Annotated in this window: 12 protein-coding genes; 5 read left to right on the top strand and 7 right to left on the bottom strand. The window is 73.1% G+C overall.

Translation table 11 applies throughout. The features are described 5' to 3' along the window. From DMH12_RS30440 to mce, 6 genes are all read right to left on the bottom strand, one after another. On the bottom strand, positions 1-1178 hold a 1178-nt coding region (locus DMH12_RS30440; protein ID WP_148107558.1), incomplete at its 3' end, for an ABC transporter ATP-binding protein. A gap of 159 nt (positions 1179-1337) precedes the next feature. Next, on the bottom strand, positions 1338-2108 hold the full coding sequence (locus DMH12_RS30435; RefSeq protein WP_185832643.1) for an ABC transporter permease: 771 nt from the start codon (positions 2106-2108) through the stop codon (positions 1338-1340). A 2-nt stretch (positions 2109-2110) separates the two neighbouring features. Beyond that, positions 2111-3100, bottom strand: a complete 990-nt coding sequence (locus DMH12_RS30430) for an ABC transporter ATP-binding protein (protein ID WP_185832642.1) — start codon at positions 3098-3100, stop codon at positions 2111-2113. Positions 3101-3196: 96 nt separating this feature from the next. Beyond that, a complete protein-coding gene (locus tag DMH12_RS30425) occupies positions 3197-4129 on the bottom strand; it encodes a hypothetical protein (protein ID WP_064729881.1) in 933 nt (310 codons plus the stop codon). A 207-nt stretch (positions 4130-4336) separates the two neighbouring features. Further along, positions 4337-8251 carry a polarized growth protein Scy gene (gene scy / locus DMH12_RS30420; protein ID WP_125494643.1) on the bottom strand — a complete coding sequence of 1305 codons (3915 nt, stop codon included), beginning with the start codon at positions 8249-8251 and terminating at the stop codon, positions 4337-4339. Between the two features lie 233 nt (positions 8252-8484). After that, entirely contained in the window at positions 8485-8925 is a 441-nt protein-coding gene (mce, locus tag DMH12_RS30415) for a methylmalonyl-CoA epimerase (RefSeq protein WP_125494642.1), read from the bottom strand. 149 nt (positions 8926-9074) lie between these two features. Here mce and DMH12_RS30410 point away from each other — a divergent pair, with 149 nt between their 5' ends. From DMH12_RS30410 to DMH12_RS30400, 3 genes are all read left to right on the top strand, one after another. Beyond that, the gene (locus DMH12_RS30410; RefSeq protein WP_125494641.1) at positions 9075-10280 is read left to right on the top strand and encodes an acetyl-CoA C-acetyltransferase; all 1206 of its coding nucleotides are present in this window, start codon (positions 9075-9077) and stop codon (positions 10278-10280) included. 92 nt (positions 10281-10372) lie between these two features. Next, positions 10373-11329 (top strand): methylmalonyl Co-A mutase-associated GTPase MeaB, encoded by a 957-nt coding sequence (gene meaB, locus DMH12_RS30405; RefSeq protein ID WP_125494640.1) that lies wholly within the window; start codon positions 10373-10375, stop codon positions 11327-11329. Between the two features lie 184 nt (positions 11330-11513). Further along, positions 11514-12839, top strand: a complete 1326-nt coding sequence (locus tag DMH12_RS30400; RefSeq protein WP_125494639.1) for an MFS transporter — start codon at positions 11514-11516, stop codon at positions 12837-12839. Here DMH12_RS30400 and DMH12_RS30395 read toward each other — a convergent pair. After that, the gene (locus tag DMH12_RS30395; protein WP_125494638.1) at positions 12745-13488 is read right to left on the bottom strand and encodes a PepSY domain-containing protein; all 744 of its coding nucleotides are present in this window, start codon (positions 13486-13488) and stop codon (positions 12745-12747) included. The genes DMH12_RS30400 and DMH12_RS30395 overlap by 95 nt on opposite strands. Positions 13489-13614: 126 nt before the next feature. Between DMH12_RS30395 and DMH12_RS30390 the strand changes: the two genes are divergently transcribed. Then, a complete protein-coding gene (locus tag DMH12_RS30390) occupies positions 13615-14283 on the top strand; it encodes a response regulator transcription factor (RefSeq protein ID WP_122616279.1) in 669 nt (222 codons plus the stop codon). Then, the coding region (locus tag DMH12_RS30385; protein ID WP_125494637.1) for a histidine kinase dimerization/phospho-acceptor domain-containing protein at positions 14280-15328 on the top strand (1049 nt) is incomplete at its 3' end. The genes DMH12_RS30390 and DMH12_RS30385, both read left to right, overlap by 4 nt.

Here is a 15328-nt window from a genome sequence, read left to right as displayed (position 1 = left end):
GCGGCGGGCGGCGCCGGGGCCGGAGCGGCGGCCTGCGGCGCCTGCGGGGCCGCGTACGGGTTGGCCGGCTGTGCGCCGGGCGCGGCCGGGGCGCCGTACGGTCCCGCCGGGGCCTGGCCCGGCGCGCCCTGCGGCGCGAAGGGCTGACCGCCCTGCTGCGGCGGCGGTGGGGCGTACCAGCCCGGCTGGCCCTGGCCGGGCACCGGCATCGGCGGCTGCGCGCCGGGCGGCAGCGGCTGCTGGAGCCCCGCCTTCTGGTCCGCGGTCGACCGGTAGTCGACTGCGCCCTGCGTCATCCGCATGTAGGCCTCCTCCAGGGACGCCTGGTGCGGCGACAGCTCCCACAGCCGTACGTCACTGCCGTGCGCGATGTCGCTGATCCGGGGGAGCGCGAGGCCGGTCACGCGCAGCGCGCCGTCCTGCTCGGGCAGCACGTGGCCGCCCGCCTCGGTCAGCGCGGAGGTCAGCTTCTCGCGCAGCTGCGGGTCGGTGTCCGGCGTCCGCACCCGCGCGAAGTCGGCGGAGTTGGCGGAGATGAACTCCGTCACGCTCATGTCGGCGAGCAGCTGGCCGCGCCCGATGACGATCAGGTGGTCCGCGGTCAGTGCCATCTCGCTCATCAGGTGCGAGGAGACGAAGACGGTACGGCCCTCCGCCGCGAGCGCCTTCATCAGGTTGCGCACCCAGTGGATGCCCTCGGGGTCGAGGCCGTTGACCGGCTCGTCGAAGAGCAGCACCTGGGGGTCGCCGAGCAGCGCCGCGGCGATGCCGAGCCGCTGGCCCATGCCGAGCGAGAAGCCCTTGGAGCGCCGCTTGGCCACGTCCTGGAGGCCGACCACGCCGAGTACCTCGTCCACCCGCCGGGCCGGGATGCCGGAGAGCTGGGCCAGGCTCAGCAGGTGGTTGCGGGCGGAGCGGCCGCCGTGCACCGCCTTGGCGTCCAGCAGCGCACCGACGTGCCGCGCGGCGTTCGGCAGCCTGCGGTACGGGTGGCCCCCGATCGTCACGTGACCCGCGGTGGGGTTGTCCAAGCCGAGGATCATCCGCATCGTCGTCGACTTGCCCGAGCCGTTGGGCCCGAGGAAGCCGGTGACGGCACCGGGCCGCACCTGGAAGGAGAGGTTGTACACGGCGGTCTTGTCGCCGTATCGCTTGGTCAGGCCGACAGCCTCGATCATGCTCCGCACCCATCGAAAGGTTCAGGACAGCAGGGCACACGCCCCCGTAAGGCTTAGGAGGATATCCAGGCGCTGACGGTTCCGTTCAAGCCAGGGCAAAATCCGACGCTCCACGGAACCTTTTCAGCACCGTTCCCACGGCCCCGGCGCCTGTCCGCCCTAGGCGTCCCGTCGTTTCAGCACCACGTACCCGCCGACGAGGGCCGCGATCACCCACAGGACCATGATCCCGAGGCCGCCCCACGGGCCGTAGGGGACGTCGTCGTCGATCGGGGTGACCACCTGCATGATCTTGCTGCCGGCCTGGTCGGGCAGGAAGCGGCCGACCTTCTCCGTGGCCGGGACGTTGCCCAGGATGTTGGAGATCAGGAAGAAGAACGGCATCAGGATGCCCAGCGACAGCATCGGCGAGCGCAGCATCGCCGCGACGCCCATCGAGAACATCGCGATGAGGGTCATGTAGAGGCCGCCGCCGATCACCGCGCGCAGCACGCCCGGGTCGCCGATCGACGCCTTGAGGTCGCCGAGCATGGCCTGCCCGAGGAAGAAGGTCGCGAAGCTGGTGATCATGGCCACGACGAAGGCGAGCACGGTGGCCACCGCGATCTTGCTGAACAGGAAGCTGCCGCGCCGCGGCACCGCCGCCAGCGAGGTGCGGATCATTCCGGAGCTGTACTCGTTGCCCACGACCAGCACCCCGAACACGATCATCGCCAGCTGGCCGAGGCTGGTGCCGGCGAAGCTGATGAAGGTCGGGTCGAAGGAGAGCTGGTCCCGCTCGCTCATGCCGTCGAACTCGCTCTTCGACAGCGCCGAGATCAGCATGCCGAGGGCGATCGTGACGACCACGGCGAGGGACAGCGTCCACACCGTGGACGCGACCGAACGGATCTTGGTCCACTCCGACCGGACGACCTGTGCCGTCGCCATGCTCATCCCCTCTTCCAGTCGCTGCCCCACGGCTGCTGCGGCCGTTGCTGTTGCTGTGGTTGCTGCGGCACCGCGCCGGGCGGCTGCCCGTCGTGCGCGTGGTACTCCACGGACTCCGCCGTCAGCTGCATGAACGCCTCCTCCAGCGAGGCCCGCTGCGGGCTCAGCTCGTACAGCACGACCTGGTCGCGCGCCGCCAGCTCGCCGACGGCCTCCGACTTGTCGCCGTCCACCTCCAGCACCTCGGCGCCGGTGTCGACGACCTCGATGCCGGCGCCGTGCAACGCGTCGAGCAGCCGCTCGCGGTGCGGGGTGCGGATCCGGACGTAGCTGCGCGAGTTCTCCGCGATGAAGTCGGCCATCGAGGTGTCCGCGAGCAGCCTGCCCTGGCCGATGACCACGAGGTGGTCCGCCGTCAGCGCCATCTCGCTCATCAGGTGGGAGGAGACGAAGACCGTGCGCCCCTGCGCGGCCAGAGCCTTCATCAGATTGCGGATCCAGTGGATGCCCTCGGGGTCGAGGCCGTTGACCGGCTCGTCGAACATCAGGATCCGCGGGTCGCCGAGCAGCGCCCCGGCGATGCCGAGCCGCTGTCCCATGCCGAGGGAGAACCCCTTCGTCTTCTTCCTGGCGACCGCCGACAGCCCCACCGTGTCCAGCACCTCGCGCACCCGGGTCGCCGGGATGCCGTTGCTCTGCGCGAGGCACAGCAGGTGGTTGTAGGCGCTGCGCCCGCCGTGCCACGCCTTGGCCTCCAGCAGCGCCCCGATGTACGTCAGCGGGTCCTTCAACTGGTCGTAGTGCTTGCCGTCGATCCGCACGTCCCCGGCGGTCGGCCGGTCCAGGCCCAGCACCATGCGCATGGTCGTGGACTTGCCCGCCCCGTTCGGGCCGAGAAAGCCCGTGATGATGCCGGGTCTGACGGTGAAGGAGAGATTGTTGACCGCCACCTTCTCGCCGTACCGCTTGGTCAGCCCCTCGAGCTCGATCATGGCGCCCACGCTAGAACGGGACGAGGCCCACTGCCACCCCAGTGACAGAAGGCCTCGTCCTTGTTCCGTTTCCGTTCGGCCGCGGTACGTCCCGCGTCAGCGGGACTGCTGGGCCGGCACCCCGCGGGAGACCGACTCGTCCTCGGCCGGCGTACCGGCCGCCACCGCGGCACCCGTGAGGGACGCCAGCATCTCGCGCACGTTGGTGAGCTGCGCGTTGATGGAGTCGCGGCGGTTGGTGAGGGCGGCCAGCTCGCGCTCCGACTCCGAACGGATCCGGTCGGCCTTGGCGTTGGCGTCGGCCACGATGTCCTCGGACTGGCGCTGCGCCGTCTCGACGGTCTGACGGGCCCGGCGCTCGGCGTCCGTGCGCAGCTTCTCCGCCTCCAGCCGCAGCTGCTCCGCGCGGTGCTCGATCTCCGCGAGGCGCTTCTCGGCCTTGGCCTGACGGGAGGCCAGGTCACGCTCGGACTGCTCGCGGCGCTTGGCGAGGTTCGTCTCGAAGTCGGCGGCGGCCTGCGCGGCCTTGGCGCGGGTCTCCTCGAACAGGGCGTCCGCCTCGTCGCGCTTGGACTGCGCGTCCTTCTGCGCCTCGGAGCGCAGCTGCGACGCGTCGCCCTTGGCCTTCTCGACGATCCGGACACCCTCGTCCTCGGCCTTGGCCTTGCGCTCGGCGGCGTAGGACTCCGCGTCGTTGCGCACCTGCTGGGCCGAGGACTCGGCGAGCTCGCGGTGCTGCTCGGCCGCGCGACGGGCCTCCTCGCGCAGGTCCTTCGCCTCTTCCTCGGCGAGACGCAGGATCTTCTCGACCCGGGCACCGAGACCGGCGTACGACGGCTCGGCGTCGTTGACCTGGGCCTGGGCGTTCTGGGTCTCGAGGTGAAGCTCCTCGATGCGCTTTTCCAGAGCGGTGATGCGGGCGAGAGCGCTGTCACGGTCGGAGACGAGCTTGGAGATGCGTTCGTCCACCTGAGCGCGGTCGTACCCACGCCGCACAAGCTCGAAGCCGTAGGGGGAAGTGTCGCTCATGGGGTTCCTGTCGAAAGAGACCGGGTGAGGTGATAGAGGGAATCCTAGGCGCCAATGCGGTGTGTCATCGAGCGGATGCGCGTTTGATACGGAGAATGACACCTCTTTTGAGTGGCTGACCCGCGGATGGCTTGCCAAAGTTCTGGGCAAGGGTCCGGTCGGGAGTCAACCAAAGATCTCCAGGAGACACCGAATCCGCTCCGCGCGCTAGCCGTCTGACGACTTGCCACCCGAACGTGGGGCGCCCACCGTGGCTCCGGCCTTCACCCCGTTCTCCTTGGCGCCCCCCGGCGTCTCGAAGGACTCCAGCGCCTCCAGCACGTCCTGCACCCGGGAGATCTCCGCGTTGATGTCCTCGCGGCGCCGCACCAGGACCTCCAGCTCGCGCTTGCCCTCGTCGACCGTGCGCCTGGCCTCCTGGACCGCCTCGGCCTTCAGCTCCTCGGCCTCCCGGACCAGGGTGGCCTTCTTCTGCTCGGCCTCCTTCAGCAGCCCCTCGGCCTTCTTGACGGCGGCGATGCGCACCTTGCCCGCCTCGGAGTTCGCCTCCGACACCAGCTCCTTGGCCTTCGCCTCCGCCTTGGCCAGCTGCTCCTCGGCGGCCTTGATGAGCGCGTCGCAGCGGTCGCCCGCCGACTTCATGGTCTCCGCGGCCTCGCGCCGCGCACGCTCGTGCAGCTCCTCGATCTCGGACGTGAGACGCTCGCGCAGCTCCTCCGCGCGCTCCCTTATGGCGGTCGCGTCCCGGCGGGCGCCGACCAGCAGCTCGTCCGCGTCCGTACGGGCCTTCTCCACCCGGGTGTTGCCCTCGACCGTCGCCTCCGAGACGAGCCGGTCGGCCTCCGCGCGGGCCGCGCCGACCATCGCGTCGGCCTGCGACTCGGCCTCCGCGGTGGTCTTCTGGGCCTGCTGCTGCGCCTCGGAGAGCAGCTTGTCGGCCTCGGACGTGGTCTCCGTGATGAGCGTGTCGACCTGCTCGGCCGCCTCCGAACGCCGCTTGTTGGCGTCCTTGCGGGCCTCGTCCAGGGTGCGGTCGGCCTCCTCGCGGGCGGCCGTGGTGACCCGCTCCGCCTGCGCCGCGGCCTCGGCACGGATCCGGTCGGCCTCGGTGCGGATCCGCTCGGCGTGCTGCTGGGCGGACCCGACGGTGTCGGCGGCCTCGGCCCGCAGCCGCTCCGCCTCCCCGGTGGCGTCCGAGAGCAGCCGCTCGGCCCGGGCGCCCGCCTCGGCCCGCACCCGCTCCGCCTCGCTCGACGCCTCCGTGCGGACGCGCTCCGCCTCCGCGACCGTCTCCGTCCGGATCCGGTCGGTCTCGGCCGCAGTCTGCGTGGTGAGCCGCTCCGCCTCGGCGCTCGCCTCCGTGATCAGGGTGTCCGCCTGCGTCGCCGCGTCGGACCGGATGCGGTTGGCGTCCTCGCGGGCGTCCGCCCGGGTGCGCGACGCCGCCTGCTCGGCCTCGGCGATGGCGTCGGAGGCCTCGGTGCGCACCCGCTGGGCGTGCTCCGAGACGTCCGCGCGGATCCGGTCGGCCTCCGCGATGGCCTCGGACACCGTCCGCTCGGCCAGCGTCTTGGCGGCCTCGGTCTCCTCCCGCGCCTCGCGCCGCAGCCGTCCGGCGTCCTCGCCCGCCCGCTCCCGCTCCGCGTGCGCGTCGGCGCGGACCCGGTCCGCCTCCTGCTCGGCCTCGTTCCGGGTGCGCTCCGCCGCGTGCTCGGCGGCGCTGCGCAGTCCGGTGATCTCCTCCTGGGCCTGCTCGTGCAGCCCGGCGACGGAATCCCGCACCTGCTGCGCGTGCTGCTCGGCGGCCGACACCATCTCGGTCGCGCGCCGGTCGGCCTCCTCGACCAGCCGGACCGCCTCGGCCTGCGCCTCCTCCACGCGGTTGCGCGCCGAGGCCAGCAGCTCCTCGCTCTGCTCGCGGGCCCGCTCGCGCTCCTGGTCGGCCTCCTGCCGGGCGGACCCGAGCAGTTCCTCCGCCTCGCGGCGGCGCCGGGCGGCCTCCTCCTGGGCGGCGCCCAGCGCCTCCGACGCCTCGGCGGCGATACGCTCGGCGGCGGTCTGCGCCTCCGCGCGCACCCGGTCGGCGCTCTCCTGCGCCTCCGACTTCAGCCGCTCGGCCTCGGCGGCCGCCTCCGACCGCAGCCGTACGGCGACGGACTCGCCCTCCGCGCGGGAGGCGGACGCGTCGGCGGCGGCCTCGGTGCGCAGCCGCTCGGCCTCCGTCTCGGCCTGCTGCTGGAGCGTACGGATCCGCTCCGCGGCCTCGGTGCGCAGCCGTTCGCTCTCCTCGGCGGCCTCTCGGCGCAGCCGCGCACCCTCCTCGCGGGCCTCGGTCAGCGCCTCCTCGGCGGCGGTGCGGTGCTCCTCGGCCTCCGTGTGCAGCCGCGTCAGGTCCTCGGCGGCCTCCGTCCGGCGGGCCTCGACGGCGCGCTCGGTCTCCTCGCGCAGCTCGCGGGCGGCCCGCTCGGCCTCCGCCTGGAGCTCCTCGGCGCGCTCGGCGGCCTCCGTGCGGTGCCGCTCGGCCTCCGCGCGGGTGCGCTCCAGGGTCTCCTCGGCCTGCCGGCGCAGGGTGGTGGCCCGCTCGATGGCCTCGGTGCGGACCTTCTCGCTGTCCGTCGTCGCGGTCTGCCGCAGCTCGTCCGCGTCCGCCTTGGCCTTGGCGAGCAGCTCCTCGGCGGTCTTCGCCGCCTCCTCGATCTGCGCCACGGCCTCCTTGCGGGCCTCGGCGCGGATCTTCTCGCCCTCGGCGACCGCGTCGGCGCGCAGCTGCTCGGCCTCGCCGCGCAGGCGGCGCGCCTCCTCCTGCAGCTCGACCGTCTTGGCGCGGTACTCCTTGGTGTCGTCCTTCGCCGCGCCCTTGAGCTCCGTGGCGATGTCGTGCGCCTCGGCGCGCAGCCGGTCCGCCTCGGCCTCGGCCTCGGTGCGGATCCGCTCGGCCTCCTCGGTGGCGGCCTTCGTGGTCCGCCTGGCGTCCTCGGACGCCTTGTTCAGCACGTCCTCGGCGGTCTTGGCCGCCTTGGAGAGCTGGGTGGCCGACTCCTCGGCGGTGAGCGTACGGGCCTTCTCGGCGGCCTCGGCGACGATCCGCTCGGCCTCGGCGCGGGCGTCCGCGACCAGCTGCTCGGCCTCGGACCTGGTGTTCTCGGCGTCCTTGGTGGCCTCGCCGACCAGCCGGGCGACCTGCTCCTTGGCGGTGCGGGTGCGCTGTTCGTTGGTGGCCTCGGCGCCGGCCAGCGCCTTGGCGGCGGCCTCCTTGGCCTCGGCGACGACCTTCTCGGCCTCGGTCTGCGCCTTGCGCAGCGCCTCCTCGGCCTCCGCCATGCGCCGCTCGGCGGCCCGGCTCAGCTCCTGCGACTGGCGCCGCGCGGACTCCGACTCGTCGGCGGTGGAGGTGCGCAGCTGCTCCGCGTGGTCGGTGGCCTCCTGGGCCTGCGTGGAGGCGGCGTTCAGCAGCCGCTCCGCGTCGGTGCGGGCGCGGCGCAGCAGCTGCTCGGCCTCGGCGCGGGCGCTCTCGGCGTCGTCGGTCAGCCGCTGCCGGGCCTCGGAGGTCAGCCGCTCGGCCTCGGCGCGGGCGGTGGCCAGGGACTGCTCGGCCTCGGTGCGGGACTCGTCGAGGAGGCGGCGGGCCTGCTGCTCGGTGCGGGCGCGCAGCTGCTCCGCCCAGGCCACGTTCTCGTTGACGTGCGACTCGACGGTCTGCCGGCGCTCGGCCAGCTCCTGGTCCAGCTGCTGGCGGCGGGTCACCGCCTCCTGGTGCAGCTCCGCCTGGAGCCGGGCGGCCTGCTCGGCGTGCTCCTGGAGGATGCGCTGGGTCTGCGCCCGGGCCTGGCTCAGCTCCCGCTCGGCGTCCGAGCGCAGCTGGTCGGCCTGCGTCTGCGCGTTGCGGAGCAACTGCTCGGCCTGGTACCCGATGTCACCGCCGTCGAAGGCGGGCCGGGACATGATGGTGCGCCGCGCCTCGTGCAACTTGGCGCGCAGCACCTCGACCTGGTAGCCGAGGTCCTCGGCGTGCTGGATCGCCTTTTCCCGCTCGGTCTTCAGCCGCTTCATCTCGGCCTCGAACCGAGAGAGGTGGTCGACGTCAGCCGCCGGCTCTCGCTCCTGGCTCTCGTAGCCCCGCACTGCGCGGTCCCATCCGTCCCCTGGTCGCAAATCTTCCCGACTGAGCTCCGTCCGTCCGACGGACGGGGCCCCCGGGGAATGGTGTCAGATCAACGGCGGGGCATGTGCCGCTGCCCCGTCGCCCGCCCCCCGAAACACGACCCCGGCGATCCCGCCGTCGCCGACGACAGGACCGGGTCACCCTGGATTGAGCGGCGACCGCACCCAACCCTACCGGCCCCTATGTACGGGAGTCAGTGCTCAGGTGACTCAACGGCCGCCGAAGTGACCAGTTCTGTCAGTACGCCATGGCAGTCCTTGGGGTGCAGGAAGGTGATCCGCGACCCCATGGAACCCCGCCGGGGCTCGTCGTACAGAACGCGTACGCCCTTCTCCCGGACGTCCGCGGCGTCCGCGTCGACATCCGCCGTACCGAAGGCGATGTGGTGGACGCCCTCGCCGTTCTTCGCGAGCCACTTGCCGACCGCGGAGTCCTCGCGGGTGGGTTCGAGAAGCTGGAGGTACGACGCTCCGCCGTCCGACGTATCGTTGATCTTGAGCATGGCCTCCCGGACACCCTGCTCCTCGTTGACCTCGGTGTGGAACACCTCGAAGCCGTAGGTGGCACGGTAGAACTCGACGGTGGTGTCGAGGTCGTGGCAGGCGATTCCGATGTGGTCGATTCGCGTCAGCATGGAATCAGTGCAGCGCTCCGGAGGTGGTTACGCAACGTGCGCGCGATCACACCGACCGCCGGGTGACGGGCGGGATACCGCTCAGTACATTCGAGTAAACCCTCGTTCACTCCTCGGCCTGTGCGGGCCGGAAAAGGGGATCGCAGCTCATGTCTTCTGCAACGAACGGCACGACCTCCGTCATCGTCGCGGGTGCCCGCACCCCGATGGGGCGGCTGCTCGGCTCGCTGAAGTCCTTCTCCGGGGCCGACCTCGGCGGTTTCGCGATCAAGGCGGCCCTGGAACGCGCGGGCGTCACCGGCGACCAGGTCCAGTACGTGATCATGGGACAGGTGCTCCAGGCGGGTGCCGGGCAGATTCCCGCCCGCCAGGCCGCCGTCAAGGCCGGCATCCCCATGAACGTCCCGGCACTGACGATCAACAAGGTGTGCCTCTCCGGCCTCGACGCCATCGCCCTCGCCGACCAGCTCATTCGCGCGGGTGAATTCGACGTGGTGGTGGCCGGCGGCCAGGAGTCGATGACCAACGCCCCGCACCTGCTGCCGAAGTCCCGCGAGGGCTACAAGTACGGCGCGGTCCAGATGATCGACGCCATGGCGTACGACGGCCTGACCGACTCCTTCGAGAACATCGCCATGGGCGAGTCCACCGAGAAGCACAACACCCGCCTCGGCATCGAGCGCGGCCCTCAGGACGAGATCGCGGCCCTGTCCCACCAGCGCGCCGCGGCCGCCCAGAAGAACGGCGTGTACGACGCCGAGATCACCCCGGTCGAGATCCCGCAGCGCAAGGGCGACCCGGTGGTCTTCAGCAAGGACGAGGGCATCCGCGGCGACACCACCGCGGAGTCGCTGGGCAAGCTCCGGCCGGCGTTCTCCAAGGAGGGCACGATCACCGCCGGCTCCTCCTCGCAGATCTCCGACGGCGCCGCGGCCGTGGTCGTGATGAGCAGGGCGAAGGCCGAGGAGCTGGGCCTGGAGTGGATCGCCGAGATCGGCGCGCACGGCAACGTCGCCGGGCCGGACAACTCTTTGCAGTCGCAGCCCTCCAACGCGATCCGGCACGCGCTGAAGAAGGAGGGCCTGGAGGTCGGCGACCTCGACCTGATCGAGATCAACGAGGCGTTCGCGGCCGTCGCCGTGCAGTCAATGAAGGACCTCGGCGTGTCCACCGAAAAGGTGAACGTCAACGGTGGGGCCATCGCGCTGGGCCACCCGATCGGCATGTCCGGCGCCCGGCTGGTGCTGCACCTGGCCCTGGAACTGGGCCGGCGCGGCGGCGGGGTCGGCGCGGCGGCCCTGTGCGGCGGCGGTGGCCAGGGCGACGCGCTGATCATCCGGGTCCCGAAGGCCTGAGCGCCCTTACGGCGTCTCAGGAACGCCGTCAACGCAGTTGCACGTAGTCGGACGTAGTCGGACGTAGTCGGACGGAGCTGAACGGAGCTGTGATGCAGGACGTCTCCTCACTGGTGGCCCAGGCCAGGGAAGGCCGACCGCGGGCCGTGGCCAGGCTGATCTCTCTGGTGGAGGGGGCGTCCCCGCAGCTCAGGGAGGTCATGGAGACGCTCGCGCCGCTGACGGGCCAGGCCTACGTGGTCGGTCTGACGGGTTCGCCGGGCGTCGGCAAGTCCACCTCCACCTCGGCCCTGGTGACGGCGTACCGCAAGCAGGGCAGGCGGGTCGGCGTCCTCGCCGTCGACCCCTCCTCCCCGTTCTCCGGCGGCGCGCTGCTCGGCGACCGCGTCCGGATGTCCGAGCACGCCTCCGACCCCGGCGTCTACATCCGCTCCATGGCGACCCGCGGCCACCTCGGCGGCCTTGCCTGGGCGGCCCCGCAGGCGATCCGTGTCCTGGACGCGGCGGGCTGCGACGTGATCCTGGTGGAGACGGTCGGCGTCGGCCAGTCGGAGGTCGAGATCGCCTCCCAGGCCGACACCTCGGTCGTCCTCCTCGCCCCCGGCATGGGCGACGGCATCCAGGCGGCCAAGGCCGGGATCCTGGAGATCGGCGACGTCTACGTCGTCAACAAGGCCGACCGGGACGGCGCCGACGCCACCGCCCGCGAGCTGAACCACATGCTGGGCCTCGGCGAGGCCCGCGCCGCCGGCGACTGGCGACCGCCCATCGTCAAGACGGTCGCCGCCCGCGGCGAGGGCGTCGACGAGGTGGTCGAGGCCCTGGAGAAGCACCGCGCGTGGATGGAGGAGCGGGACGTCCTCGCCGAACGCCGTCGCGCCCGCGCCGCCCGCGAGGTCGAGACCATCGCCGTCACCACCCTGCGCGAACGCATCGGCGACCTGCACGGCGACCGCCGCCTCGGCGCCCTCGCGGAACGGATCGTGGCGGGCGAACTCGACCCGTACCGCGCGGCGGACGAACTGGTGACGGGGCTGACGAACGGCTGACGCCCGGCGTCCGACGGCCGGCACCCGGCGTCCGGAAAAGGCCGCGCGCGCCCGGAGCCGCGCTGCTACCTTGACCCGCATGTTCCTCCTCTTGGCATAGGGCCCGCCCCGCACGCGACCGCCGCATCCGGCCGTCGCGCGCCTCGGCGTCCCCCAGTTGCCTCCCCGCAGAGGAACCCTTCGCGTGTCCACGCCCTTTCCGCGGCCCTCGTACGCCGCCGTGCTCCGTGTCCCCCATGCCCGCCGTACCTTCGCGGCCGCCCTCGTCGGCCGGCTCTCGTACGGCACGGTCTCCCTCTCCCTGATGCTCGCCCTGACCCGGTCCACCGGGTCGTACGCCGTGGCCGGCCTGGTCATGGCGCTCTTCGGCGCGACGAGCGTCCTCCTGTCCCCCTACCGCGCCGGCCTGGTCGACCGGCACGGCCCGCGCCGGGCCCTGCTCCCCATGGCCCTGCTGTACGCCGCCCTGCTCTGCGTGACGGCGGCGGCCTGCTGGCGCCCGGGTGTGCCCGCGGCCGGGCTCGCCGCGACCGCCGCGTTCACGGGTGCCTGCACCCCGCCGCTGGGGCCCTCGATGCGGGCGGTGTGGGCCGGCCTGCTCCCCGACCGCGCCCTGCTGCAGCGCGCCTACAGCCTGGACTCAGTCGCCGAGGAACTGCTCTTCGTCTCCGGACCGCTGCTGGTCGGCGCGGTGGTCGGCGTCGCCCCGCCGGCCGCCGGCGTCGTGCTGAGCGCGGTGCTGGTGGCGGTGGGCACCCTCGGCTTCGTCACCTCGCCGGCGGTGGACCGCCCGCGGGCGATGGAGCGGGAGAAGGACGCGACGCCGGCCCGGCGCGGGCGCGGCGGAGCCGGGCAGGGGCGGGCCCTGCTGCAACCGGTCCTCGTCGCCGCGGGGGTCGGCGTCTCGGTGAGCGCCGTCGACCTCCTCGCCGTCGCCTACGCGGTCCAGCGCGACCTCGGGGGCTCCACCGTCGCCTGGGTCCTCGCGGCACTGTCGGCGGGCAGCGCGGTCGGCGGCCTGCTGAACGGCGCCGTCACCTGGACCTGGTCCGCCCGCGCCCGGCTGCCGTTCCTCGCGGCAGGTCTCGGCGTGAGCCTGGCCGCCGCCGGTCTCGCCCCGGGCGTCGGCACGCTGGTCGCGGCCGTCGCCTGCGCGGGGCTCTTCGTGGCACCGGCGCTCACGACGGCGTACCTGATCGCGGACGAGAGCGCCGCGCCCGGCTTCCGGACCCGGGCGGGCGCCTGGTGCAACACCGCCGTGAACGCCGGCATGTCCGCCGGCGCCGCCGCGGTGGGCCTGCTGGTCGAACGGCTGCCGCTGCCGGTGTGCTTCGCGGTGGCCGGCGCGGTCGCGGTGGCGGCGGCGCTGGTGCCGGGACGCCGCCGGGGTGCGTCCGCGGGGCCGGCCGGGCCGGTCAGTCGTCGTCCGAGCCCGAGTCGTCCGAACCCGAGTCGTCCGAACCCGAGTCGTCCGAGCCGGAACCGTCCGAGTCCGAGCGGTCGGCCGTGACCTTGCCGGTCTTCAGGTCGACCCGCCAGTCCTGCTCGCCCTTGCCGTCGGCACGGGTCTCGACCTCCCAGGCGGCCGGGCCGTCGTCGCCGTCGTCGTCCAGGTCCACGGAGGTCACCGTGGACTTGGCGGCCGCGGCCCGCGCCGCCTCGGCCGCGTCGACGGAACCGCCCTTGAGGGCGGCCCGCGCCTCGGCCGTGTCGTCCTCGTCGGCGTCCTTGTGGGAGCCGAGTACCTTGCCGGAGGCCGGGTCGATCCGGACGCTGTGCCAGGTGCCGTCGCCGGAGAGGACGTCGACCTCCCAGGCTCCACGCCCACCGCGGTCGTCGCCGTCGTCGTCGTCCGCGTCGTCCGCGTCGTCCAGGTCGGCGGAGACGGCGGTGCCCGGCGTGTCCCGCAGGGCGGCGGCGATGGCGTCGGCCGCCGTCACCTTGGCGGAGGACGCGCCGGCGGCGTCGTCGCGGTCGTCGGCCGAGTCGTCGTCGTGGTCGTCGGACTCGTCCCGGACGCCACCGTCGTCCGACACGCTCACGTCCGCCCGGGGCGTCGTGCTCCGGCCGTCGTCGCCCGTGGTCGCGAGGGCCGTCGCCGTACCGCCTCCGATCAAAGCGGCGGCGGTGACGGCGGCGATGACGATGTTGCGCCTCATGCTGGTTCCTCCCGAGTCGTCCAGAGTGCTGTCGTTTTCCGACCTCTGCACTGTCGCGGAGCGACGCTGAGCCGGAGCTGAAGCCTCCTGAAGGGATCTTCAGCCGCCCTTTGCCACTCTTTACGCATGCGCCTGTTGATCGTGGAGGACGAGAAGCGTCTGGCGGTGTCGCTCGCCAAGGGCCTCACCGCCGAGGGGTACGCCGTGGACGTCGTCCACGACGGCAGGGAGGGCCTGCACCGGGCCGGCGAGGGCGACTACGACCTCGTCATCCTCGACATCATGCTGCCCGGCCTCAACGGCTACCGGGTCTGCGCCGCCCTGCGCGCCGCCGGCCACGAGGTGCCGATCCTGATGCTCACCGCCAAGGACGGCGAGTACGACGAGGCGGAGGGCCTGGACACGGGCGCGGACGACTACCTCACCAAGCCCTTCTCGTACGTCGTCCTGGTCGCCCGCGTGAAGGCGCTGCTGCGGCGGCGCGCGCAGGGCGGCGGGGCCTCGCCCGTGCACGTCCACGGCGACCTGAAGGTCGACACCGCCGCCCGCCGGGTGTTCCTCGGCGAGGACGAGGTCACCCTCACCGCGAAGGAGTTCGCGGTCCTGGAGCAGCTCGTGGTGCGGGCCGGGCAGGTCGTGTCCAAGGCGGAGATCCTGGAGCACGTCTGGGACTTCGCCTACGACGGCGACCCGAACATCGTCGAGGTGTACGTCAGCGCCCTGCGGCGCAAGCTGCGCGCCGGGCTCATCCGGACCGTGCGCGGCGCCGGGTACCGCCTGGACGGCGGGCGATGAGCCGCCTCTTCGGCTCGGTCCGCGCCCGCGCCACGCTCGCCGCGACCCTGGTGGTCGCCGTCGCCCTCGTCGCGGCCGGCGCCGCCGTCCTGCTCTCCCTGCGCTCCAACCTGCTCGGCGAGGCCGGTACCCAGGCCGAACGCTCCGCGCGGGACGTCGCCACCGAGCTGGCGATCGGGACGCCGTACGCCGACCTGTCGCTGGACGTGGACGACCGCCCGGTGCAGGTGGTCGACGAGGAGGGCACGCTGGTCGCCGCCAGTGAGGACCTGGAGCGGATCACCGGCACCGGCGTCGAGACGGTCGAGCCGCGGCCGGCCGCCTCGCCCGACGGCACCGGCGACGCCGACGACACGGACGACGCGGACGACGACGGCGCGGGCGAACCGCTCGAAGCGGGGGAGATCGGCGAACGGACCACCGTCAGCGACGGGTCGGCGACCATCGACGGCGACACCGAGGACTACCGCTTCGCCGCGGTCCCCGTGAAGACCGAGGACCGGGGCCGCCTCACCGTCTACGCCGGGGCCCCGCTCTCCGCCGAGCACGGCGCCGTGAACACCGCGCTGACCGTCATGCTGATCGGCTTCCCGGTGCTGCTCGCGGTCGTCGGGTGGGTGACCTGGCTGGTGACCCGGCGCGCGCTGCGTCCGGTGGAGGGCATCCGGCGGGAGATGGCCGCGATCACCGCCAGTGAGGACCTGGCCCGCCGCGTCCCCGTGCCGGGCACCCACGACGAGGTGGCGCGGCTCGCCTCGACCACCAACGAGACGCTGGCCGCGCTGCAGACCTCCGTGGAGCGGCAGCGGCGGTTCGTCGCCGACGCCTCGCACGAACTGCGCAGCCCGATCGCCTCGCTGCGCACCCAGCTGGAGGTGGCCGCCGCCCATCCCGAGCTGCTGGACCTGGACGGCGCGGTGGAGGACACCGTACGGCTCCAGCACCTCGCCGCCGACCTGTTGCTGCTGGCCCGGCTGGACGCGGGGGAGCGGCCCGCCGACGCGCGGGTCGACCTCGTGGCGCTGGCGCGGGAGGGGGCCGGGGG

The organism is Streptomyces sp. WAC 04229, assembly GCF_003947455.1.
In the GTDB taxonomy this organism is placed as follows: Bacteria; Actinomycetota; Actinomycetes; order Streptomycetales; family Streptomycetaceae; genus Streptomyces.
Note: the sequence above shows the minus strand (reverse complement) of the source record. Positions and strands in the feature narration are given on the sequence as shown.